This window comes from Pseudothermotoga sp. (genome assembly GCA_025060105.1).
GTDB lineage: Bacteria > Thermotogota > Thermotogae > Thermotogales > DSM-5069 > Pseudothermotoga_A.
In genome coordinates this window covers 141,502-163,296 of record JANXCS010000003.1, presented here as the reverse complement: position 1 = coordinate 163,296, position 21,795 = coordinate 141,502, and the positions used below count along the sequence as shown (strand labels likewise).

General features: G+C 46.4%; 26 protein-coding genes. 6 read left to right on the top strand and 20 right to left on the bottom strand.

From position 1 onward, the window contains the following. Window positions 1-14: 14 nt before the first annotated feature. The 4 genes from NZ875_04220 to rsmH are packed head-to-tail and all read right to left on the bottom strand — an operon-like array spanning window position 15 to window position 3,609. Window positions 15-620 carry a site-2 protease family protein gene (locus NZ875_04220; GenBank protein ID MCS7174944.1) on the bottom strand — a complete coding sequence of 202 codons (606 nt, stop codon included), beginning with the start codon at window positions 618-620 and terminating at the stop codon, window positions 15-17. A 39-nt stretch (window positions 621-659) separates the two neighbouring features. Beyond that, window positions 660-2,381 (bottom strand): transpeptidase family protein, encoded by a 1,722-nt coding sequence (locus NZ875_04215; protein MCS7174943.1) that lies wholly within the window; start codon window positions 2,379-2,381, stop codon window positions 660-662. 52 nt (window positions 2,382-2,433) lie between these two features. Beyond that, window positions 2,434-2,721: a hypothetical protein gene (locus NZ875_04210; GenBank protein MCS7174942.1), complete on the bottom strand. Its 288-nt coding sequence runs from the start codon at window positions 2,719-2,721 to the stop codon at window positions 2,434-2,436. A 15-nt stretch (window positions 2,722-2,736) separates the two neighbouring features. Continuing rightward, window positions 2,737-3,609 (bottom strand): 16S rRNA (cytosine(1402)-N(4))-methyltransferase RsmH, encoded by an 873-nt coding sequence (gene rsmH, locus NZ875_04205; GenBank protein ID MCS7174941.1) that lies wholly within the window; start codon window positions 3,607-3,609, stop codon window positions 2,737-2,739. Between the two features lie 221 nt (window positions 3,610-3,830). Here rsmH and NZ875_04200 point away from each other — a divergent pair, with 221 nt between their 5' ends. After that, window positions 3,831-4,178, top strand: a complete 348-nt coding sequence (locus NZ875_04200; GenBank protein ID MCS7174940.1) for a cupin domain-containing protein — start codon at window positions 3,831-3,833, stop codon at window positions 4,176-4,178. A 31-nt stretch (window positions 4,179-4,209) separates the two neighbouring features. Here the strand turns inward: NZ875_04200 and gltX are convergent, their stop codons facing one another. From gltX to minC, 10 genes are read right to left on the bottom strand one after another with little or no spacing between them, the layout of a single operon-like run. Continuing rightward, window positions 4,210-5,631, bottom strand: coding sequence for a glutamate--tRNA ligase (gltX, locus tag NZ875_04195; protein ID MCS7174939.1), 1,422 nt, complete (start codon window positions 5,629-5,631; stop codon window positions 4,210-4,212). A gap of 4 nt (window positions 5,632-5,635) precedes the next feature. Continuing rightward, on the bottom strand, window positions 5,636-6,151 hold the full coding sequence (locus tag NZ875_04190) for a TIGR00725 family protein (protein ID MCS7174938.1): 516 nt from the start codon (window positions 6,149-6,151) through the stop codon (window positions 5,636-5,638). After that, window positions 6,148-6,858, bottom strand: a complete 711-nt coding sequence (gene lptB / locus NZ875_04185) for an LPS export ABC transporter ATP-binding protein (GenBank protein MCS7174937.1) — start codon at window positions 6,856-6,858, stop codon at window positions 6,148-6,150. The genes NZ875_04190 and lptB overlap by 4 nt, the downstream gene beginning before the upstream one ends. Beyond that, window positions 6,855-7,325 carry an OmpH family outer membrane protein gene (locus tag NZ875_04180; protein ID MCS7174936.1) on the bottom strand — a complete coding sequence of 157 codons (471 nt, stop codon included), beginning with the start codon at window positions 7,323-7,325 and terminating at the stop codon, window positions 6,855-6,857. The genes lptB and NZ875_04180 overlap by 4 nt, the downstream gene beginning before the upstream one ends. Before the next feature lie 13 nt (window positions 7,326-7,338). Then, complete coding sequence (locus tag NZ875_04175; protein MCS7174935.1) at window positions 7,339-7,887, bottom strand: helix-hairpin-helix domain-containing protein; 549 nt, start codon at window positions 7,885-7,887, stop codon at window positions 7,339-7,341. Continuing rightward, window positions 7,884-8,591, bottom strand: coding sequence for an SPOR domain-containing protein (locus tag NZ875_04170; GenBank protein MCS7174934.1), 708 nt, complete (start codon window positions 8,589-8,591; stop codon window positions 7,884-7,886). Before NZ875_04170 ends, NZ875_04175 begins: the two co-directional genes overlap by 4 nt. 2 nt (window positions 8,592-8,593) lie before the next feature. Further along, window positions 8,594-9,598, bottom strand: coding sequence for a M42 family metallopeptidase (locus NZ875_04165; protein ID MCS7174933.1), 1,005 nt, complete (start codon window positions 9,596-9,598; stop codon window positions 8,594-8,596). Further along, on the bottom strand, window positions 9,595-10,614 hold the full coding sequence (locus NZ875_04160; GenBank protein ID MCS7174932.1) for a M42 family metallopeptidase: 1,020 nt from the start codon (window positions 10,612-10,614) through the stop codon (window positions 9,595-9,597). The genes NZ875_04165 and NZ875_04160 overlap by 4 nt, the downstream gene beginning before the upstream one ends. Window positions 10,615-10,627: 13 nt before the next feature. Then, a complete protein-coding gene (locus tag NZ875_04155; GenBank protein ID MCS7174931.1) occupies window positions 10,628-11,626 on the bottom strand; it encodes a M20/M25/M40 family metallo-hydrolase in 999 nt (332 codons plus the stop codon). 18 nt (window positions 11,627-11,644) lie between these two features. Further along, on the bottom strand, window positions 11,645-12,280 hold the full coding sequence (minC, locus tag NZ875_04150) for a septum site-determining protein MinC (protein ID MCS7174930.1): 636 nt from the start codon (window positions 12,278-12,280) through the stop codon (window positions 11,645-11,647). A gap of 59 nt (window positions 12,281-12,339) precedes the next feature. On the opposite strand from minC, the gene fliJ reads away from it, so the two are divergent. Genes fliJ through NZ875_04130 form a run of 4 tightly spaced genes read left to right on the top strand, consistent with a single transcriptional unit; the run spans window position 12,340 to window position 14,809 of the window. Continuing rightward, window positions 12,340-12,783: a flagellar export protein FliJ gene (gene fliJ / locus NZ875_04145; protein ID MCS7174929.1), complete on the top strand. Its 444-nt coding sequence runs from the start codon at window positions 12,340-12,342 to the stop codon at window positions 12,781-12,783. After that, window positions 12,701-13,156 carry a hypothetical protein gene (locus NZ875_04140; GenBank protein MCS7174928.1) on the top strand — a complete coding sequence of 152 codons (456 nt, stop codon included), beginning with the start codon at window positions 12,701-12,703 and terminating at the stop codon, window positions 13,154-13,156. Before fliJ ends, NZ875_04140 begins: the two co-directional genes overlap by 83 nt. Then, the gene (rlmB, locus tag NZ875_04135; GenBank protein ID MCS7174927.1) at window positions 13,140-13,844 is read left to right on the top strand and encodes a 23S rRNA (guanosine(2251)-2'-O)-methyltransferase RlmB; all 705 of its coding nucleotides are present in this window, start codon (window positions 13,140-13,142) and stop codon (window positions 13,842-13,844) included. The genes NZ875_04140 and rlmB overlap by 17 nt, the downstream gene beginning before the upstream one ends. Continuing rightward, window positions 13,841-14,809: a threonine/serine dehydratase gene (locus tag NZ875_04130; protein ID MCS7174926.1), complete on the top strand. Its 969-nt coding sequence runs from the start codon at window positions 13,841-13,843 to the stop codon at window positions 14,807-14,809. The genes rlmB and NZ875_04130 overlap by 4 nt, the downstream gene beginning before the upstream one ends. 3 nt (window positions 14,810-14,812) lie before the next feature. Here NZ875_04130 and NZ875_04125 read toward each other — a convergent pair whose 3' ends face one another. Continuing rightward, window positions 14,813-15,211 carry a ribonuclease H-like YkuK family protein gene (locus NZ875_04125; protein MCS7174925.1) on the bottom strand — a complete coding sequence of 133 codons (399 nt, stop codon included), beginning with the start codon at window positions 15,209-15,211 and terminating at the stop codon, window positions 14,813-14,815. A gap of 55 nt (window positions 15,212-15,266) precedes the next feature. Beyond that, on the bottom strand, window positions 15,267-16,454 hold the full coding sequence (locus NZ875_04120) for an alkaline phosphatase family protein (protein ID MCS7174924.1): 1,188 nt from the start codon (window positions 16,452-16,454) through the stop codon (window positions 15,267-15,269). 129 nt (window positions 16,455-16,583) lie between these two features. On the opposite strand from NZ875_04120, the gene NZ875_04115 reads away from it, so the two are divergent. After that, window positions 16,584-16,748, top strand: coding sequence for a rubredoxin (locus NZ875_04115; GenBank protein MCS7174923.1), 165 nt, complete (start codon window positions 16,584-16,586; stop codon window positions 16,746-16,748). Between the two features lie 15 nt (window positions 16,749-16,763). Here the strand turns inward: NZ875_04115 and NZ875_04110 are convergent, their stop codons facing one another. The 4 genes from NZ875_04110 to NZ875_04095 all read right to left on the bottom strand — a co-directional run bounded on the left by NZ875_04110 (window position 16,764) and on the right by NZ875_04095 (window position 21,793). Continuing rightward, complete coding sequence (locus NZ875_04110; protein MCS7174922.1) at window positions 16,764-17,321, bottom strand: biotin transporter BioY; 558 nt, start codon at window positions 17,319-17,321, stop codon at window positions 16,764-16,766. A 95-nt stretch (window positions 17,322-17,416) separates the two neighbouring features. Continuing rightward, the gene (locus tag NZ875_04105) at window positions 17,417-18,415 is read right to left on the bottom strand and encodes a LacI family transcriptional regulator (protein MCS7174921.1); all 999 of its coding nucleotides are present in this window, start codon (window positions 18,413-18,415) and stop codon (window positions 17,417-17,419) included. Next, complete coding sequence (locus tag NZ875_04100; GenBank protein MCS7174920.1) at window positions 18,366-19,820, bottom strand: hypothetical protein; 1,455 nt, start codon at window positions 19,818-19,820, stop codon at window positions 18,366-18,368. Before NZ875_04100 ends, NZ875_04105 begins: the two co-directional genes overlap by 50 nt. Further along, complete coding sequence (locus tag NZ875_04095; protein ID MCS7174919.1) at window positions 19,817-21,793, bottom strand: alpha-glucosidase; 1,977 nt, start codon at window positions 21,791-21,793, stop codon at window positions 19,817-19,819. The genes NZ875_04100 and NZ875_04095 overlap by 4 nt, the downstream gene beginning before the upstream one ends. Window positions 21,794-21,795: the final 2 nt, after the last annotated feature.

Here is a 21,795-nt window from a genome sequence, read left to right as displayed (position 1 = left end):
GCCAATGACTCCTTTCATCCTGTCAAAAAGATCGTCAATCGCTCTATGAACTGAACGAAAGGATTCATTATTAAAGGCATGATCCAGAGGAACAGTAGAGCCAACAAAAATAAAGTTCCGTACACTTCGTACTTGAGATACCATTCAGTGTAGCCTTCTGGAAGCAACGCACCGAGCACCCTCGAACCGTCCAACGGCGGTATTGGGAACAAGGAAAACAGCGAATAGGTCAAACTGTATCTGGCTGACTTGTAGAAAAGCTCGAAGATCAAGTCAGAACTGTTCATGAAGCGAGCCAGCACACCGTAGAGGAGGAAACAAACCATACCTGTGGTGGGACCAGCCAGAGATACGATGAGGAAATGTCTTCTACCTTTCCTCAAATTCCAAGGTCTCACGGGCACGGGACGGGACCATCCAAAATTGAGAAAAATGAACGCCACGGTGCCTATCGGGTCGAGATGAACGAAAGGGTTCAGGCTGGTTCTACCGGCTTTCAACGGTGTTTGATCTCCCAGCTTCACAGCCAACCTAGCTTTGAGATGCTCCCGTGGCACAACCGTCAAAACCACTGCGATGAATCCTATTACGATTTGTCTCGAAATCGATGTTAGACTCACTCCCGCACCTCGTTCATGATTCTACCACGATCGTGACCATCACTGTAGTTTGAGAATTATCGTCTTTTCTTTGAAATCAATGCTACCTGGTTCTGGATACTGCTCTTTCACCCTACCAGTGCCTTCTACCTCGATGTTTTTCACACCCAACTGGTTCAAAATCAACAGCGCATCTCGAATCGTCAATCCCCTTAGATCTGGCATCGCGCTACTTGGAACGTTTAAAGGATGTTCTTTTCTGATCTGGAGTATCCGTTTAACGATCGAGGCGAACAGCGGTGCGGCGATCTCCCCAGCCAAATAAGTTCCAGACGATGGTTCGTCCAAGTAAACCAAAACGGTGTAGAGGGGATCTTCACTTGGAAAGTATCCTACAAAGATCGAGAAATACTTCTCTTTGTCCTTGCCATCGACGAGTTTTTGAGCCGTTCCTGTTTTGCCAGCCACGCTGACTTCAACAACGTTGGCACGCTTCCCTGTTCCTTCCAGTACAACACGTTCTAAAGCCTTGCGAACGAAAGTGACGGTTTGTTCGCTTATCACACGCTTCTCCAGTGTGGGAGAATCTTCTATCAAGGTTGGTTTGACAAACTTTCCAAAATTGGCTATCGTGTTGAAAGCCGCGAGGAACTGTATGGGAGGAGTTCCTATACCTTGACCTATGCTGATCATGGCAAAATCTATCTTAGACCAATTATTTGGTTTCCTCAGCACACCGTCGATTTCGCCGGCTATTTCTACGTTGGTTTTTTCTCCAAATCCGAATTTCCTCAACCAATCGTAATATTTCTCCTCACCTAGCTTCTCCTTGATCTGCTTGGCTATCATTACGGTCGCACTGTTGCACGAATAGATCAGCGCTCTGTTCAAATCTACAGATCCGTGTGTATCTATATCACGTACAATCACGTCCAATTCTGGAACGGGCTTTATCTGTCCGGTGCAGTTGAAGGTTTCTTTTCCACTCAACACACCACTTTCGATGGCGATCGCGTACACTATGGGTTTCAGTGCCGATCCAGGTTCGAAGTAACCGAGCACCACATCGTTCCAGTTTCTGCTCGTAACCATGGCTCTGATTTTGCCAGTTTTGGTTTCCATGACGATGGCCCCCGTGCCGAGCGCTTGATTTTGTCGTTGTGCTTTGATTATCTCCTCATAGCAAATGCGTTGAAAATCCAGATCTATCGTCAATCTAACATCTTTTCCATCGATGGGACTTTCCAACGCCTCTAACTTCGGTGTGAGCGTCAAGAAACCTGAAAATCTCAGAAATATTTTTCCGTCTTTTTTCCCGCTCAGAGTGGAATCCAGCGCCTGTTCGACACCACCGAACGCACGTCCGGCCGTGACGGTACCTAAAATTTTGTCCATACCAAAGTCGCTGAACCTTCGCCTTCGAGTTTCGAGTTCGATCGAGACGAAAGGTAACATCTCGGTGGGTATGAGGGACATGATTTCGTCTCTAGTTAAACCTTCACCGAGCCTCAAAAATCTCTGTTTCGACGACAAAATATCCTCGGTGTTCTTGTTTATCTTGAAGTTCTTCAGAAGGAGCTGAAGGTGTGGTTTCAACCTATCGAGGTTGGCTTTCTTCAAATAATCTACATCCAAGTAGGCTACATTGATCAATTCGTCGTAAGCGCAGAGTCTACCTTGTACATCGAGGATTCGGCCTCGAGATGCGGGAAGACGTATGGTCCAGAATGGTCCCACATGAACGTTCAAGCTCCTCAAAGCCAACAACAGAATGGAGCCCACGGCACAAAGGAGGGATAAAAACAACAAAACTCTGAGACGTTTTGAAACTAACCTATCTTTCATTCGGTGCCGGTGCAATCACCTCTCGTGAGGACATCAACAGCGTCTGTTCAGCTTTGAGTTGGCGCAACTGTTGTTCCAATTCGAAGATCTGGATCTGCAACGCTCTGTTTTCTTTGGATAAACTGGCTACCGCTCGTGTCAGTCTGATCAGTGGGAAAGTGGCGAGGACTATCACTAAGAGAAAGGTTACGATCAACGCGAACCTCACGAGGACCAGCGACGAGGTCCGTTCGACCACACGGCTTCTCCGCTTCGCTATCGATCTTACCGAGGTCAAACTTCCCCCCTCCTCTCAAACCCGCTCCGCTACCCTCAACTTGGCACTCCGTGACCTCGGATTCAACTCTATCTCGGATTCCTTCGGTGTTATCGGCTTTTTTGTTAACTGTTTTAGTCTCGACTCTTTTTTGAAAAACTCCTTGACGATCCTATCTTCCAACGAATGGAAGGATATGACACCTATCCTTCCACCTGTGTTCAACAGATCAGGAACATCTGAGAGAAAACGCTTTAGATTGTCGAGTTCGTTGTTCACAGCGATCCGTATTGCCTGAAACACCTTCGTTGCGAAATGTCTTTTTCGTCCATGTTTGTTTGGAATTGCTTTCGCTAAGACTTCTACCAATTGTTTCGTTGTTTCTATGGGTCTGCTTTGAACGATGTACTTCGCTATGCGCCTTGAGTACCTTTTTTCTTCACCGTACTCGAAGATGATCCTACTCAACGCTTCTTCGTCCCAAGAGTTCACCACTTCGTAAGCTGTCAGTGTTTGTTCTTTGTCCATTCGCATGTCGAGCGGACCATCTCTGTTGAAAGAGAACCCTCGCTCCGCTTTCTCTAGCTGCATCGACGAAACTCCAAGGTCCATCAGAATCGCATCGACTCTGTTGATACCAAGCTGGTTCAATACCTTTCTAGCTTCTACATAAGACGATTTGAACAGTTTCAAACGTCCTTCATTTATGAATCGCGCAAGCCTTTCTCTTGCAATACTCAGTGCATCTTCGTCAACGTCCAATCCAACAACGAAACTTCGATCACAATTGTTCAGTATAGCTTCTGCATGTCCACCCAAACCCACGGTACAATCGAGAAAAACACCTTCAGTGTTTCCAAGATACTCGAGAACTTCTTCAACTAAGACAGGTACATGGATGACACTCATTCAAACCGCTCCGCTGGTTTTCTTTTGTATTATAAGACTAAAATCTTTAAAAAAGCAAATCGACGATTTCATCTTTAATGTTGCGAAAAACCTTTTGAATGGATCGCTTCGATTGCATCGAGAAAAGGTAATCTCTTGTTTACAGTTTTTCATCGGTGACGAACTCCATCGACTTAGAAAGACTGAAATTATAATATCATCGAAGTTGTGGAGGTGAGCCAATGGTTCTAAAGTCTGAACAGATGAGAAGAGAGATCATTTCCAACATGCGGGGTGGCAAGGGGGAGGTCGAATTACTCCATCTGCTCGAGCGCAACATGCTCGCGAACAGGGCAAGATTGTTTGCGAAACTCACTTTAAAACCAGGTGTGTCCATCGGACCACACAAGCATGAAAACGAATTTGAGGTGTTTTTCGTTTTGAACGGTAGAGGCATCTTCTACGACAACGGTCAGGCTGTGGATGTGAAACCGGGTGACGTGTGTTTCACCATGTCTGGCGACACACATTCGATCGAAAATCCTTACAACGAAGATCTGCAACTTCTAGCCATCATCGTGCTGTTGTGATCCACCGAGCGATCGACTCGAATTGATCTTTTCAACAGGACTGTTGGGTCAATCTCGATCTATAACTGAGTGCTTTGGCCAATCTTTCGAGCGTTCTTTCTTTACCCAAAATGGCCAACGTTTCGAACAAACCCGGTGTGACCAACCTACCCGTGACGGCACCACGGATGGTTTGAAAAACTTTGTTCTTCGAAGCCACGCCGAGTTGTGCAAGTTCACGACAAACCTTTTCCGTACCACCCACCGACCAATCATCGAGCGATTTGAACATCTCGAGAGCTTTCTTCAGCACATCCTCTGCGTAGGGACTTGTCAGATATTCTGAGACGAACTGATCTTCGAACTTGAAATCGTCGAAGAAGAATGGATAGCTGAATTCGTAAAGTTGTGCGAGTGTGTTGACTTTCTCTCGACATATTTCTAAGACCTTCAAGGTGTAGTTCCTTTCCGTCGATGGCATCTTTTTATCTGTATAACGAATCCAATCTTCGAATTCTTTGAGCAATTCTTCGACGTTCATCGTTCGCATGTGCTTTCCGTTCACCCACTCCAACTTCGCCGGATCGAATATGACACCTTTGTTCGAGATCGTAGATGGGTCGAACTGATCTATTCTTTCCTTCACGTTGAAGATCTCTTCTTCTCCCACACTCCAACCGAGCAATGCGAGATAATTCATCAAACCCCTGCTCAGTATTCCAATACTTCTGAAATGTTCCACGCTCGTCGCACCGTGCCTCTTGCTGAGTGGAGTTCGATCGAAACCGAGTATCAGAGGCACATGCATGAACTGTGGGATATCCCATCCGAGCGCTCGATAGAGCATTATCTGTTTTGGAGTGTTTGAAACGTGGTCCTCACCACGAAAGACATGAGTTATCTGCATCAGATGATCGTCTATGACTACGGCGAAGTTGTACGTTGGAAAACCATCCGATTTGATCATGACGAAGTCTTCTATCGTGGAATTATCGAACTCGACTTCGCCCTTCAACAGATCATAGAATTTTGTCTTGCCTTCAGGCACTTTGAAACTCACAGTAACGTCGTATCCTTCTTCGACATATTTTTTTGGAAATTCGAAAGTTTTGAATAACTCTTTTTTCCTATCCAATTTGTCGTAAACAGTGTAATAAGCACAGCCTTTTTCAACGAGTCTTCGTGCGTATTCTGCATAGATACCAGCGCGCGTTCTTTCACTCTGCCTGTAAGGTCCGAACGGTCCCCCCACGTCTGGACCTTCATCCCAATCCAACCCACACCATCTGAGTGCTTCAAGTATCGCCTTTTCGTACTCCATAGTTGATCTTTGAAGGTCTGTATCCTCTATCCTTATGATGAACTTTCCATGCATCTTGCGAGCGTACAACCAATTGAAGAGTGCAGTTCTGGCACCACCGACGTGTAGATATCCTGTCGGGCTCGGTGCGAACCTCAACCTCACCTCGCTCACGGTCCTACCTCCTCATTGCCTCCAGTAGCTGAAGGATTTCCCGCACAGTCCTAGCTTTATGAACAGCGACGTTTCTTCGACTGTCCAAGAAACGACCTTCAATCAAAACCTCCGCAAACCTGTCAGTCCAGCCACCGGTACCAACGAACAGTATGATGGGTTTTCCCTTAGCGTAAGCGACCAAAACTTCTATAGCTGTACCGACCTCTCCACCGACTGACACGACCACGTCACTCGTTTCGATCAGGACCAAAGACCTCGTTACGTTATCGAACGGTGTTCTGATCTTCACCGTCAAGTGTGGATTGCCTTCCTCTTCCCTGGGCAGAACACCTATGACCGTGCCGTTGACTCTTCTGGCTCCCAACGAGACGAGTTCCATGACACCGTCTCTACCACCACAAACGATAGTATAACCGTTCTTGGCCAACTCCGTGCCGAGTTCGACACACACCTGTGCTATTTCGCACACCGGTGGGCGATCGACAGGCCCAGAATAACCCACGACCGCAACGTTCATGTGCCGAGATAGACCTCCTTAACGATCGGATCGTTCAACACAGAATCAGGTTCACCGTGCGCTATGATCTTACCTTTATGTATTATGTACAGTTTGTCGACCACCGGTACGAGGGCATCGACGCTGTGATCGGTAACGATTATGCCTATGTTCCTTGCGCTGAGAGTGCGTATCATGTGCTGTATGTCTTTGACCGTTTTTGGATCGATACCGACGAATGGCTCATCTAAGAGGAGGAAGAGAGGTTTTAAAGCCATCATTCTGGCCAATTCGAGCCTCCTCTTTTCTCCACCAGAAAGATCCGAAGCGTACTGGTCCCTCAACTCCCAGATACCGAATTCTCTCAGCAGCTCTTCCACAGTCCTCATGCGCTCGGATCTATCTTTCATTCTGAATCGGAGGACAAAATCGATGTTTTCCCAAACCTTCATACCCGTGAACACCGACGTTTCCTGTTGTAAGTACGTTATGCCGAGCCTGGCCCTCTCGCTCACGGGCATGTTGGTTATCTTTCTTCCGTCGAGATAAACGTCTCCCTTCGTGGGTGTGACTAAACCAAGGACCATGTTGAAGAGCGTGGTTTTACCTGCACCGTTGGGACCCAGCAATCCAATGACTTCTCCCTGGCGAACTTCCAAATCCACGCCATCGACGACGGTTTTTCTTCCAAACTTCTTGACCAAACCTCGGCAGAGGATCACGCTCATTGGCTCTTGAGGTACTTGATCAACTGTTGCGTCACATCGTACGCATCATCCGCATACAACAAAGCTTCCTTTTTTATGACAAAATCGTACCCCATGGTTTTGGCAAAGGTTTCAATCTTCTTCGCAAGTTCATCGAGAACTGCTTGCATTTTGGGTTGGTATTCACTCTGAAGCAATTGCTCGTATTGTTGTCTCCTCGCGAGTATTTCTGATTGTTTCTTTTCGATCTCGCTCTGTGGTGCACCGATCTTTTGAAGCTTTTCAAGCTCAGCCACCAATTCGTTCAGCTTTTGTTGGTAGAACTGCACGTCTTGAGCGTATTTCTGGTTCAATTCAACCATCTTCGGATACTCTTGAACCACTCGGTTGACGTCCGCGAAGACCACCCTTGGATTGCTCGCCGTTGAACCGTAGAGGAACAGAAGCATTACGGCGAGGACTAAGCCTACGATGAAAACTCGTTGCATTCTCCTACACCTCCTAAAATGTGATGTAATCCACGATCTTTTCCAATGTTTTTGAGCCTATGCCGGGTACTTTGAGCAGATCCTCCGGTTTTGAAAAGCGCATTTGCTGTCTCATTTTGATGATCTCCAATGCTTTGACTTCACCTATTCCCGGTAGTTCCATCAATTCCTCTAATCTCGCCGTGTTCACGTTCACTTTGAACTTGCCGTTGTTCTTCGATTCTGCCTCGATCGAAGACAGATTCACGTAAGGGGCGAGTTTTTCGATAGTTTTTTTACCGATCCCTGGAACACGTTCCAGATCGGACAAAGTTCTGAAGGGACCATTCTTTTGCCTATATTCTATGATCGCTTTCGCTTTACTTTGACCTATACCAGGCAAAGACATCAATTCTTGTTCAGTGGCACTGTTCAAGTCGATGGGTAACTCGACAGATTTTCTGGATGTCACAGTACTTTGCTGTACTTTTCTTGTTCCCAGTTCTACCACAGCTCCACTCAAAAGCAACACACCGACGAAAAGAAGTAAAAGCAATCTTTTTTCAGAAGTGGAAAGCTTCAAGGACTGATCCTCCCGGTGTAGCCAGGTTTACTCGCTCCACTTATCCTCATGACTCTAGACCAATCCAAGTTTTTGTTGAAATCTTCGGCTGAATCACTGGTGGGAAAGGCTCCCACCACCAGGGTGAACCAATCCCTACCGTCCCTCGTGAATTTCATGAGGTACGCCGGAAAACCGGCGCTTCTGAGAGCGAACATTCTTTCCAGCGCCAGATCTTTGCTCGTACTCGAAAGCACGAAAACGCCGTAGAGTGTATTGTACTCTCGCTTACCCTCGATGGCGTGGCCACCAACGAAACTGATGCAACACGCATCTTTAGAAAGTTCCGTTATGAAGAAAGGTTTTTTGGCGGCCCTCAGTACACCCAAAGCTTCACTCGGTTCGAGGACGTAAGTCGAAACCTTTGTACCTCTTTCGATCAATTCGGTTGCCTCCACCACGAGCTTGGCGTAATCGTACGTCTCTACCCTGTAGAACTCACGAGGTTGTTCTGGAATTTTCGCCGGTTCTGCTTTCTCCTGGGGAATTGGGATTTCGATCTTAGCTGGAGGAATTTCAACTATCTCGATTTTCACATTTTCACGACTCTTCAAGATGAAAAAAGTTGCGAGGCTGAAACCCACAAACCCCACACTCAAAATCACCACGAGCAGAGCCAGCAAACGAGCCTGTGTATAGGTTAACCTTATTTCTCTGCGTGGCATTATCACACTCCTTTCGTTGCATATTCGATCAGCAATTGAACGGTGTTCTCAACGTCTGAAACGCTCACCGTTTCACTCGGAGTGTGCACGTATCTGGTTGGTACAGACACCGTCGCGGCCGCGATGCCAGCCCTGGTTCTCTGCAGAGCAGCCGCGTTGGTTCCGCCGAAAGCCAGCACTTCCATTTGGTATGGAATACCACTCGCTTCAGCGAGTTCAACGAGTTTTTCAACGACCTGTCTGTTACTTATAGAGGCTCGATCTTTGATCTTGATCGCGGGGCCTTTATTGAGCGCCATGGCGTGTCTCTTGAAAGCTTTCGGATAGTCCGCAGAATCGGTAACATCTACGGCGATGCAAACATCGGGCACGAGCGTGTAAGCTGCGACCGAAGCTCCCACCAAACCGACTTCTTCCTGAACTGAGAAAGAACCTATGATCGTGTTTGGACAAGACTTCAGTCTCTTGAGCACCTCGACGATCACAGCACACCCTATTCTGTCGTCCATCGCTTTGCTGACCAAATATTCTCCCATTTGATAGAAATAACTGTCGTAGACACCGAAAGAACCAATTGGAACTTTATTCTTAGCTTCTTCATAACTTTTCGCACCTATGTCCACAAACATACTGTCGAGGCTGAGATTTGTCCAGTTCTTTTTCCTCTCTTCTTCACTTTCTCCTTCCACGTAAACCACACCCACTGCGTTCGGGAACCTGACGCGATGACCAACGAAGCTGTGGGGAAGAACCCCTCCGACACTCTCCACCCTCAGAAAACCTTTTTCAGTTATGTTCGTAACGACCAAACCTATTTCATCGCTGTGTGCATCGAACAGGATCTTCTTCCCACTGCTTCCGTACTTCCACACCAGCAAGTTCCCAACAGCGTCGAATTTGTACCCATCTATGTGGTCTGAAAGTTCTTCGAGGATTATCTTGTGCACCTCAGATTCTCTGCCACTCGGTCCATAGGCTTCCGTCAACTTTTTTATAAGGTCTATCATTTTGCGAATACCTCCCCTTCTTCAAGGATCTTCTCTATCAGCTGAACCGTGTTTGCGTAATCTTTCAGATCGATCATGCACACCGGACTATGAATATAACGCGTTGGAACTGAAACCACACCTGAAGCCGTCCCAGCTCCGGTCCTTGCGAGCCTACCGGCATCCGTCGAACCCGCCGTTCTCCTTCTGAATTGATAGGGTATACCATTTTTCTCCGCGACAGACACGATCGCTTGAAAAACTCTCTGATTGACGACATACCCACTGTGCATGAACGTCACCGCTGGTCCTTCACCCAAGTGAGTGGACCATCGATCCTTTTCCAATCCAAGATCGTCACCTGCGATCGTACCTTCCAAAACGATGGATACGTCCGGATGAACTTGCTCAACCACAACCGCGCTCCCACGCAACCCCACTTCTTCTTGAACGACGAAGGCGAAATAAACGTCGTCTTGGTAACGATTTTGTTTATCTATGACGTCCATCAGCACGGAACATCCAACACGATCATCGAAGGCTTTTCCACTCGCTCTGTGCCCGTTTTCCCTATATTCTGTGACGAAGCACACATAGTCGCCTATTTTGACAGCTTTGAGTGCTTCTTCCTTGTTCTTGGCACCTATGTAGATCCTCAACTCTTCGAACTTCGGAGGTTTGAGCAGTTGGTCTTTTTCTTGAAGATGAATAGGTTTGAAACCTATCACACCAAAAATCGAATCGTTGATCTTGACCTGTTTACCTATGACAACTTGAGTTTCCACAGCACCAACAGGCGCAAAGCACAGCGTACCATCTTCGTCGATGTTCGTCACCATGAATCCAACTTCATCCATGTGTGCCACCAAGAGTATCTTTCGTTTTCCCACGCTTCCCTTTCTCAGCGCTATCAGATTACCAAGTTTATCTTCCCACAGTTGGTCCACCTTGTTCTGTATCTGTTGCTTTATGAAGGTTCGTACTCTACCTTCATCACCCGATACTCCGTTGATCATCGATAACTCCTTCAGATACAAAGAAGACACCTCCTCACTCAGCGGCGATGAATGCCAAAAGTCTTGCGGTTTCCTCTACATCCTTGAGATCCACAACTTCAACCGGTGTGTGCATGTACATCAACGGTATAGAAATCAGCAAGGTTTTCACACCAATGCGTGTGATCTGAATTTGATCGGTGTCGGTGCCAGAACGACCTGGAAGCGGTTCGATCTGAACCTTCACGTTGTGTTTTTGTGCTATGTCCAGGGCGCGTTTGTAAAATCCCGGATCTATAGTAGGTCCAATCCCAAGAACTGGCCCTTCACCGAGCTTTATCAGAGGTAGAGAGGCTTGTTTCACGTTCGCGTGTGTCACATCGACCACTACAGCTTGATCGAGTCCCAGCTCGTAAGTTGCTGAGATCGCTCCTGGTCCCTGTACCTCTTCTTGGCTTGAAAAAATGAAATAGACGTCCGCATCGTGTTGTAACTTTCGAAGCAGATTCGCAGCGAGGAGTAGAGAGACACAACCAGCTCGGTTATCCAAAGCTTTCCCAGAAATCTTACCGTTGATCTCTATCGGTTTCACGTCGAAAACACAAATGTCTCCGACACGGACTTTGTCACCACGTTCATCGCACGAAACATCCACGAAGATTTTGTCATAATCGGGGAATTTGGATCTGTGCTCTTCTTTTTGAAGGTGTGGAGGGAGGATACCGACGATCCCGTTCACCACTCCTTCTCTCGTGTACACCTTCACCCTCTGTGCGAGTAGAACTTTAGGATCCACACCACCAACGGTTTCGAGTCGGAGAAAACCTTCTTCTACCTTCGCCACGGTGAGACCCACTTCGTCTACGTGTGCAAAGATTCCCAACTTCGTCTTCCCTGAACCTTTCTTTTCGGCTATGAGCGTTCCAACTTTGTTGCGCCAAGTTTTGTCGCATAAACCCTTCACGATCTGTTCTATCGCATCGAGTACGGGGCCTTCGAATCCGGCTGGCCCATCGATGTTTGACAGTGACATCAAAAGCTCTTTCGTATTCAACTTCGATCACTCCTCGTTTCAGAATTTGATGTCCTTTGCTTTTTCCACAACGATCTTACCATTTTTTACGTGTACCACAACTGGTTCTTCGTAACTCGAAACTTCTCTCAAAGTGTATCCAGAGATTTGCAACAACGATGGTTGCATGCTGAGAGCTGCGATGACTGCGTTATCGCCCTCGTTCAAACCAGCTCGAAGGGTTCCTTTGACGTTCCCAAAAACTACGATCGAACCTCCAGCGAGCAACTCCGCCCCCGCATGGACGTTTCCTATCACCAAAATGTCCCCAGAGTGTACCACCGCTTGCCCTGATCTGACGTGCTTTCTGATAACCTTCGTACCGGACTTCGTTTCACGTTCTTCCAGCAGTTTCATACGGTTCAACGCACTGAGATCCGGTTGAAACGATTCACCTATCAGTATTTGAGCTACATCTATACCATGCTCCCGTAACAGTGAAATGATCTTCGGTATATCATGAGAATGCATCTCGTGCCGTTCGATCATGAGCATGATTTTGTCACCAGCAGCGAAGAAGCCCTTCATTTGGGAAAGTTTTGAAATGATTTGGTCCAAGATCGATTGGACGTTTTCATAGTGTCTTATCACGAGCACGAGTCCATCTTTAGTCATTTTGAAATCGACAAGGTCCATCTTCGCACCCCCAAGTCCTGAAAACGATTCTATCACTTATAATAATGTGGGTGTAAAACATGTTCAGATTCAGATTGTCCAGGTTACTCTCGTTGAAAATCTCGCACGAACAGTTGTTGAAGATTCAGCTCAACGCTTTGAGAAACCAAATCAAGGACATTGAAACCGATCTGAAAGGGTTTGAAGAACAACTGCGTAGCCTCGATCTGAGGACGCTTTCTCGATCGACTCGTGGGGTCACCGGATTCGAGTTATCCCAGTTGCTCACATACAGAGAGATCCTCTGGAGAGAGATCGAAAGCTTAAAGTCGAAGTTGGATCAATTGAGAAAGCAGGAAGAAACTTTGAGAGATCAGTATCTTGAAGCAAGAAAAGAAAGGAAAATACTGCAAAATCTCCGTGAAAGAAGGTTCAAAGCTTATGCATTCGAACAAGATCGATTACATAGACTCTATCTCGACGAAGTTGCTATTAGAAAATTTACCTCGTCCCAGCAAGACTGAAGCATCGTTGCTTCCCATATCGACCCTCGCGTATCTCGGCGATGCGATACACGGATTTTTCGCAAAGATCAGCTCTTTGAACGTGCTTAACGTGAAGGAAATCCACAAGAGGGTATCTGGTCTAGTTTCGAAGCATTCGCAGGCCAGATGTTTAGATCAAATTCTTCCCACGCTGAACGAACAAGAAATGGGGCTCGTGAAGCGTGCGATGAACAGTAAAACTGCAAAGAAGTATGGGAATGACGAGGAATACCGTAAGAGCACAGCTTTGGAAGCGCTCATTGGTTATCTTTACCTTGTGGGCGATCTTGACAAAATGTTTCGGATTCTGATGGTCAGCCTGACCGGTGCTACGAATGATCGTGTACGGTAAAAGTGTTCTTGAGGAAGTTCTGAAGATTCGCTACCCTGTGAGGATGATTTATCTGAGAGAAGATAAAAAGGATAAGCCGTCCGAGCTTTTCGAAAAGCTGAAGAAGGCTGGTTATCCTGTGACCTTCGCGTCCGAAGAGAAGCTCATCAAACTGTGTGGTGAAGAGAAAAATCAAGGAATCGTGATAGATTTAGAATTTCGGTATGCTGACGAGACCGAACTCGAAGGTGACCTCTTGGTCGTTCTGGATCACATAACTGATCCCCACAATTTTGGTGCCATCGCCCGCACGGCCGTCGGGGCAGGGGCCAAAGCGATCGTGATACCCAAAGATCGCTCAGTTAAGGTTACACCAGCGGTTGTGAAAGTGTCGGCGGGAACTGTGCTGAGGATTCCAGTGATCATCGTGACGAATCTCGCTAGAACCATAGAAAGATTGAAGCAGGAAGGCTTCTGGGTTTACGGTGCCGATATGTCTGGTAAAAGCGTTTATGAGGAGGATTTTCAATCTCCAGTGGTGGTGGTTTTTGGAAACGAAGGTGAAGGTCTGAGTAGATTGATCAGAGAGAAGTGTGATGAACTCATTGCTGTGCCGATGTATTCAGATATAGATTCGCTCAACGTGTCCGTCAGTGCCGGTATCGTGTTGTTCGAGATCGCCAGAAAAATCAGAAGAGTGAGGCGATGAGTGTGTTGACTGCCAAGCAGATTCAGGAAGCTTACGAAAGAATACGGAGGTTCATCCACAGAACGACCATCCTCACATCAGGAACTTTGAATGAGATGACGAAGCGACAGATATTCATGAAAGCGGAGAATTTTCAGAAGAGTGGTTCATTCAAAATAAGAGGGGCGATGAATTTCTTGCTCTCAATGAGCGATGGGGAACGCCGAAAAGGTGTGGTAACAGGTTCCTCGGGGAACCACGGACAAGCCCTAGCGCTGGCTGGAAAAATCCTTGGAGTGGATGTGAAAGTCGTCGTTCCGAAGGATGCATCCGCGGCGAAGGTGGCAGCCATAGAAGGATACGGCGCAAAGCTTGAAAGATTTGGAACTTCTTCCACGGAACGTTTGAATCGTGCAAAGCAGATTTCGATGGAAGAAGGTAGAGTTTTTGTTCCCCCGTTCGATCACTTCTGGATAATGGCTGGTCAGGGCACCGTCGGATTGGAGGTGCTTGAGCAATTAGACGAAGTGGATGCCGTTTTGGTTCCCTGTGGTGGCTGTGGTTTGATAGCGGGAATAGCGACCTATGTGAAGGAGAAACAACCGAACGTGAAGATCTATGGCGTTGAACCTGAAAAGAGCAACAGCACTTATCTATCTTTAAAAGCTGGCCACAGGGTCGAGCTTTCGAATATCCAAACGATTGCCGATGGTCTTCGAACGGCTAGTCCCGGTGAGTTGACCTTCCCCATAGTGCAGAAGTATGTTGAAGATGTGCTCCTCGTCTCGGAAAAAGAGATCGCCCAAGCGGTTGTTTTCTTGCTGGAACGTTGTAAGGTCCTGGTTGAACCTTCTGGGGCAGTTACGGTGGCAGCGGTGATGTTCGAAAAGTTGCCTTTGAAGCATAAAAAAATTGTGGTGATCCTGTCTGGAGGAAACGTTGATACGGAGAGGCTGATGGAAATTTTTACGATGTTGAGAAATTGAGACTCATTTCGTATGCCTATGTGCAATTTTAGTCGCAGCGAAAGCCCAAGGTTTCAATCTGTAGCTGTAACCCATGCCCTTTATGTAACCGACGATGGAAGGTATGATCTGTTTGCTCGGTCCTTCATAACCGGCATCGATGTGAATTTCGGCGCTGTCCAGGTTTAAAGTACGCTTGACGAAATCAGCCATCTGTAAGCTCAGGTGGGTTTCTTCAAAGATCCTCGAGTAAACATCATAATAACGTCGTTCGCGCTTGATCGTGTAGAAATAGATCGCTCCAACTCCGAGTTTGTAAACTATGAACACCGTAGCGAACGTCACAACACCGTCTCGATCGTCACTGTCGGTTCCGATGAAGAGCTTGAATCGATCACCATTTAAAAATTTCTCTATGTACACCTTCGCTTCATCAATTTTTACTTCACCGTGTGTCGGGCTTCTCAGTAAGAACCTATCACCTCCTGAACAGCATCAAAGGAACGATCAACTCTTGAAGTGTCAAACTTCCATGCTTGGATTTCAAGCTTTCTTCTTTACCAGTGTATTTGAAATAAAAGGAATAATTCTCCCTGGCGATGAGCACAACTTCTCCTATTCTCTCAATGGCTCTCGAAGACGTCGATGGTACATTCCCGAAGAGTTGCAAACCCAACACTTCTTCCCTAGTCATCGATATAGCTCTATCAGCATATTTTTCACTCAAGTATTTTATCACTTCTTTTTGTTCAGCAGTGTAAATATGCATCATTCTCATCTCGCCTCCAGGTGGGATCGAGAAAAACTGAGAGATCGGGTCTTTCCAGGACCACCACGTTTCCCTCTCCCATGGGGTGTAGATTTGCCCATGATCACCCATAACAACGAGCAAAGCGTTCTTTGGCAAAATGGGTAGAATTTCTCTTGCCAACATCTTGAGAAGCCAATAAAGCTCACTCTCAAACGCGTCTGAGTCGACACCGAGCTTGTGGCCTATAGAATCTAGGAGTCCCCAGTACGCGAAGCAGAAAAATGGACCATCTTCCTGCAGGATTTCTCGGAACTTTGAGAACATGTCACCGAAACTTTGGTAAGATCTGATGGACGCACCGGTGTTGACCAGAGTCGAAAGACCAGAATTTCTGATGGTTTTCGAGGTCAACACGAAGCTCTTCACACCGATCTCCAAGAGTCTCTCAAAAACTGTTTTCTCGAACATCAGATCTTTATTGTTCAAAGTCGAAGTGACCTTCCCCATGATGGGAGAGGAAAGCTCTATCATGTTCAGCAAGGTTCCAAGTTGTTTTATGTAAAGCGCGTATCCGAGGATACCGTGTTCTATGGGAGTCGTTGCCGTCAACAACGAAGTTATCGCAGAAGAGGTGGTCGTTGGAAAAACCGAAGTTGCTTCAAGTATCGTGTAATCATGGAAAACTCGCTCTTTATTCAAAAGTTTCTCCAGACTGGTCATGCCCAATGCGTCTATGAGGAAGAACACGATCTTCTCTACACCTTCAGATATGCCAGGAACAAGATGCCTTAAAGGATACGCGGGATGAACTGTCTGAACCCCAAAGTGTTCCAAGACGAAATTCGACACATTAACGATGGAGAATTGCTCGTAATCCGGTTTGAATAGATCCCCTTCGAGTTTTTCAAGACGCATTCTTAACCCACCTCTTATGAGTATAATTCATATTCTCCATGATAGAATAATTGAAGAGACGTATCAACAAATTTCGCTTCAGCTATCTCTAAAGACAAGAAAGAAAACAACTTGAGGAGGTTTCGTTCGATGCAGAAGTACAGATGCATAATCTGTGGTTATGTGTACGATCCTGCTGAAGGCGATCCAGACAACGACATCTCTCCGGGGACACCTTTCGAAGACTTACCAGAAGATTGGGTTTGTCCAGTCTGTGGTGCTCCCAAGGAAGACTTTGAGCCGATTGAAGAGTGAACCCCTGAATGGGGTTCACTCTTTCTTTGGGTTGAACTTCAAAGAAACAATGGATGATGCTAGAAAAATTTTGATCAGATCACCAGGGATGAAAGGCAACAGGGACATGGAAATCAGTTTCCAAAAATTTGGTGTTGAACCTTTGGTGTAAAACCAGATCGTCAATTGAATCAAACCAAGGCCGTGTATTATCAAGAAATTTGCCAATAGCATCGAGACCAGCTTGTCGAAGTAATATCTTTTTTTGTACGACGATAGGAACAAAGAAGCCAGGATGAAACCTATCAGATAACCTCCAGTAGGACCAAGCACTACGTTTAGTCCAGCATTCCAACCTGCAAACCACGGTAGACCTATTGCTCCCAAAGCTACATAGACCGCTTGACTCAAGATCGACCAGCTTCCAATCAAAAACGGTGTTAGAAGCACAACGAAAGTTTGTCCCGTGACGGGAACGGGAGTGAAAGGAAGAGGTATTCTGATTTGAGCTGCCAATCCCGTGAGGACTGAAAAACCGAACGCCAATAAGACTTTCACCCAAACGCTCTTTCGAACGAGGACGCTCTCGATCACACCATCACCTCCGATGAAGATTATCCCAGTTTTGATCGATCTGTACAACTGGTCCGATTTTTGAAAAAATTCGATTCAGGTTGAAATAGCAATTTTCACGTCAACTTCTTCACGCTTTCTCTGCAAACCAGCTCAACGTTGTTCACTTTCTCGGTGACTTGGATCTTGTTTATCACCATGTTGAACGCGTCACTTCCAAGTTGAAATCTATCGATTCGAATCGTAGTGAGCGGTGGTGAAATCAAGCTGCAAAAAACCAAATCGTCGATCCCCACAACGCTCACATCTTCAGGAACACGCCAGCCATGATCCTTCAAAGCTTTGATCGTGGCGAAAGCGAAAATGTCGTTGTAGCAAAAAACAGCAGTGAAGTTTCTATCACAGGATGACAAAAATTTGCTCATCGTTCTGTAAGCGTTGTCGAAACCTTCCGAAGAGTTGAGTACACGTGCGGTCAAATTACTCTCGTTGAGCGCTTGTAGATAACCATTCAATCTCATCTGTGCTGTGAATTTGCTCGGCAGTGAGTTCAGCATGATTATGTTCTTGTGTCCCATGTCTATCAGATGTTTGGTGGCGATGTAACCTGCTTTCACATCGTCTGGCCTGACGGAAATGAGACCGGGATGGTGAGATCCCACCAGCACGACGTTCATTCCAAGTCTTTTGACCCTCAGCAGAAAATCCCAGTTTTGTTGCGTCGAGGTGATGATGATGCCATCTACGCGTCTCTCTATCATCCTGATCAAAGCGATCTTCTCTCTCTCTGGATCTCTGTAGGTGTTCATTAGGATCGTTTCATAGCCTTCCTTGTAAGCTTCTTCTTCGATACCTTTCAGAACATCGGCGTAGAAAGGGTTCGAATTGTCAACGATGATCACGCCTATGATCTTGCTCTGTCTGTTCCTCAGAGATAGTGCCGTTCTGTCTTTGAAATAACCGATGCTCTCTGCAACTTGCAATATCTTTCTCTTCGCCTCTGGACTCACATAGCCTCTGCCGCGCAGAGCTCTCGAGACAGTGTTTATCGAATATCCACTCAGTTCAGCTATGTCCCTGATCGTTGGATGCTTTCGGTTCTCTATCGTTGACACCTCCTATTGCACTAACGGTGTAAGGTTCAATGTCGATCAACTCTGAATCTGTCCAATAGCAAATCTCAACGATTTCGTTCATCCATCCGCCTCGTACCACCGCGAAGTGATGCTCTATACCGTTGATCATTATAGTGTTGACCAGATCCAGAACCTCAAAACTCATTCCCCTGTGATTTTTGAACCGTCCAAACCAACCACGACTTCCATCGAAAGAAGGCTTTTCCCCACTCAGAAATTCACCTTCGAATGTGAAAAACTTTCTGCCTTCGTCCGTCAACCTCAAAACGGTGGCGTGCGTTGATTCAACTATCATCTCTGAAACGGCCGCCACTTCGATCCAACCCTTTTGAGGATCGAAAGGACCTGGATTGAAATGTTTTTTCATCTTCAAATTCTTAGAATAGCTCTTCATGCCAACTCCACAGTGCCAGAACAAGATGGAACCATCTTGAAGATCCAAAGATGAAATGTCTAGAACGATGGAAGGATGATCAGCCAAATAGCTCAGGATCAACATGCTGATGGCTCCAAGTACATCTCCTTCGCACGCCGTTACGATGCCCTCATCGTTCAAAAGACCGAACGAAGCGCATGGAACCATCGAAAGTTCCTTTCTAAAATTTGGCCAGCAACTGATCGCGAAAGCTTGATAACCTTCTCTCGAGAGCCTTTCGACCGTGTTAACGACAGCTGAGAGTTTTTCAACAGTCATCATAGAAAGTTCATCGATTTCTTCGTGCCTTTTCAACAGTCGATCCACATCGCGATCCGTCACGACTTCGCTCTGCACCATGGTCTTGAACTGATCGAAGCTCATTTCATCGACGGTTATACCGAATTTTTCTCGAAGCAAGGTGGCATCGTACACGAGGTTATCAAAACCTGGCGCGTGGCCTCCAACCAGCAAAATTCTTGATTTGCGCAGTTTCTTGAGAGTTTTGAGGGCTTTCACAGTCACAGAAAGCCTAGTTCTGAAAAGTTCATCGTTGGGATAACCGTAGAACCATTTGAACTTCCTCTTTGGATCGATCCTTTTGAGAATACTCGCATTCAAATTCATAGCGCAGAAAGAATTTTGAGGTAGAGGACCAGAACTGGTCTGTTCCGGCACAGACCATAAACACAACGGTACCTCGAGTTTCGAGAAAACCTGGACAAGTTTTCCTGAAGCGAAGGACGCGTTCAGAACAAACAGTGCATCCACTCGCTCTTCGATCATCAAATTCAGAGCATGCTGTGCTTGTGCCAACTCACTGATGAGTTCTGGTAGATAGTATAGCTCGAAACTCATTTCTTGAGAAAGTTCATCCAACTCCTCGAGACACCTTTTGTAAACAAAAATTTTGTCTCCCCTGAAATTGGGTTGCATGAGTCCGACTATTCCTATCTTCAGATCTTTCAAAACACTCTTGCCTCCTTCCTGATGAAAAATGGTGGCTCGCCGAGCGGAGCCACTATCTCGTGCTCACCGCCCCTATAAACTTTGCCAGACCAATAGTGAACCCACTCATCGTTTGGAAGGATGACTTTTCTCACAGTAGCTTTTTCTTCCAGTACTGGTGCGACCAAAATGTCTCTCCCCAGAAGGAACTCGTATTGTTCTGTCTTAAACTCGTCTCCATCGTAGTAGAGCATGATGGGTCGAAACAGTGGCAAACCACGCTCGAAATATTCTTTCTGACAAGACAAAAAGTAGGGTTTGAGTTGGACGTGGAGATTCACCATCCTGATCAGATGATCGATGGTCTCTTCATCTGAGTCGAACTGCCAATTTTCCTCTGGCCAATTTCCCTCGTGTGTCCTCATCATGGGCTCGAAAGCGCTCAACTCGGCCCAGCGCATGAAGAGCTCCTTGGTTCTGACCGTTCTAAAGCCTGTCAAGCGTTCTGGAAGGTTCTTCGCGAGTGTTGTATAACCACCGATGTCTGAATGCACAAAAGCCACACCGCTCATGGCCAGTGAAAGTTTGGCAGGAATCACCGATGGTAAACCATCATCCTTTGACCAGTTAACTAGCTGATCTCCGTGCCAGTACATTGGAGTATGACGAGCGCTTTTCAGATACCCAGAACGCATGAAGAAAACTATTTCACCGAGCTTACCAGATTCTTTCACAGCTTCGTAGTTCAACCTCGCCCATTCTACGGGAAATTTGTTATGAAAAATCTCTGCAGGTTCTCCACTGAACAATTTTGCATCTGCGGGTAGATACTCCCCGTAATCTGCCATCCAACCCGACAGACCGATGTCGATCATGTTTTTCTTGATCACACCCTTGAGCCATTCGAAAGCTTCTGGATTCGTTAAATCCACTATCGCAGCGGGGAAAGTGGTGATAACAACGTGGTATTCCGTTCCATCGTTCTTTCTAACGAGATAACCTTTCTTGGAAGCCTCTCTGTAAAGTTCACCTTCGAGCGCCAAGAAAGGATTGATGTATCCAAGCACTCTGATTCCTTCCCCTTTGAGTTTTTCGATGGTTTTTGGAAGATCTCGATAGAGTTCTTCGGAGTACGACCAGTTCCAGAACAATTGTTTGCCGAAGGTCGTGACTCGCCTTCCTTCCCAGTCTTGGATCCAAATTCCCGCAACCTTGAGTCCTTTCGATCTCACCTTTTCGAGCTTTTTCAAAACGATGTCGGTGCCACCTTGGATGCCTAAAACTATCCCGTCATAGATCCACTCGGGAGGGGTGGTTTGTCTTCCAAGCGTTTCTGTCAACTTGTTCAACAGCTCTTCCCAGGTCTCTTGTGAAGAGAAATATAAGTCCACAGGCAACTGCCAAACCATCAACTCAAAGAAATCTTCTTTGCTGAAATCGAACATCATGTACGATGAACCATCAACAAAACAGAAGTATTTTCTCGAAGAAACGAACAGCGGTTGTGGAAAATAAGTTGAGTACCAATCACCACCGGCATCGTACACAAAATCGGCTATGAGCGTCAAAAAGTCCTTTCTGTTCCTACCAACACCTTGTTCGGAAACGAAGATGGGAACCTTTTTTCCCCTGAGATCGAAGTGGGAATACTGCTCACCGCAACCGTAGACATGTTCATCCTTACGAGCGTCGAGCCTGAACCAGAGCCTGTTGAGCTTTCTCAAGGGATGCAATCTCACAACTAGTAGATCTTTTTGAACGATCAACTTCATCTCTACAGAGTCATCGAAAACGATCTTTGAGTCCTCTATGCTGAAGCGCTTGGCTGGGATTTTGAAGAAGAGTTCATCCTCAATTTTGAAGTTACCGTGAGACATGGAGTAATTCGCCTCTCCATAACCGTAGAACAGTAGAGGCTTGTTGGGTGAGTGTTTCAAGACGATGTTTCCAAAAGTGATGGAAAGCTCTTCACCGCGAGTTTCGACACGCAACATGC

Bases quoted from the DNA above. Each gene is read 5' to 3' on its own strand.
- rsmH (MCS7174941.1), bottom strand. From the start codon at position 3,609: ATGAGTGTCATCCATGTACCTGTCTTAGTTGAAGAAGTTCTCGAGTAT.
- NZ875_04200 (MCS7174940.1), top strand. From the start codon at position 3,831: ATGGTTCTAAAGTCTGAACAGATGAGAAGAGAGATCATTTCCAACATG.
- NZ875_04190 (MCS7174938.1), bottom strand. From the start codon at position 6,151: ATGAACGTTGCGGTCGTGGGTTATTCTGGGCCTGTCGATCGCCCACCG.
- lptB (MCS7174937.1), bottom strand. From the start codon at position 6,858: ATGAGCGTGATCCTCTGCCGAGGTTTGGTCAAGAAGTTTGGAAGAAAA.
- NZ875_04180 (MCS7174936.1), bottom strand. From the start codon at position 7,325: ATGCAACGAGTTTTCATCGTAGGCTTAGTCCTCGCCGTAATGCTTCTG.
- NZ875_04170 (MCS7174934.1), bottom strand. From the start codon at position 8,591: ATGCCACGCAGAGAAATAAGGTTAACCTATACACAGGCTCGTTTGCTG.
- NZ875_04165 (MCS7174933.1), bottom strand. From the start codon at position 9,598: ATGATAGACCTTATAAAAAAGTTGACGGAAGCCTATGGACCGAGTGGC.
- minC (MCS7174930.1), bottom strand. From the start codon at position 12,280: ATGGACCTTGTCGATTTCAAAATGACTAAAGATGGACTCGTGCTCGTG.
- fliJ (MCS7174929.1), top strand. From the start codon at position 12,340: ATGTTCAGATTCAGATTGTCCAGGTTACTCTCGTTGAAAATCTCGCAC.
- NZ875_04140 (MCS7174928.1), top strand. From the start codon at position 12,701: ATGCATTCGAACAAGATCGATTACATAGACTCTATCTCGACGAAGTTG.
- rlmB (MCS7174927.1), top strand. From the start codon at position 13,140: ATGATCGTGTACGGTAAAAGTGTTCTTGAGGAAGTTCTGAAGATTCGC.
- NZ875_04130 (MCS7174926.1), top strand. From the start codon at position 13,841: ATGAGTGTGTTGACTGCCAAGCAGATTCAGGAAGCTTACGAAAGAATA.
- NZ875_04120 (MCS7174924.1), bottom strand. From the start codon at position 16,454: ATGCGTCTTGAAAAACTCGAAGGGGATCTATTCAAACCGGATTACGAG.
- NZ875_04115 (MCS7174923.1), top strand. From the start codon at position 16,584: ATGCAGAAGTACAGATGCATAATCTGTGGTTATGTGTACGATCCTGCT.
- NZ875_04095 (MCS7174919.1), bottom strand. From the start codon at position 21,793: ATGTTGCGTGTCGAAACTCGCGGTGAAGAGCTTTCCATCACTTTTGGA.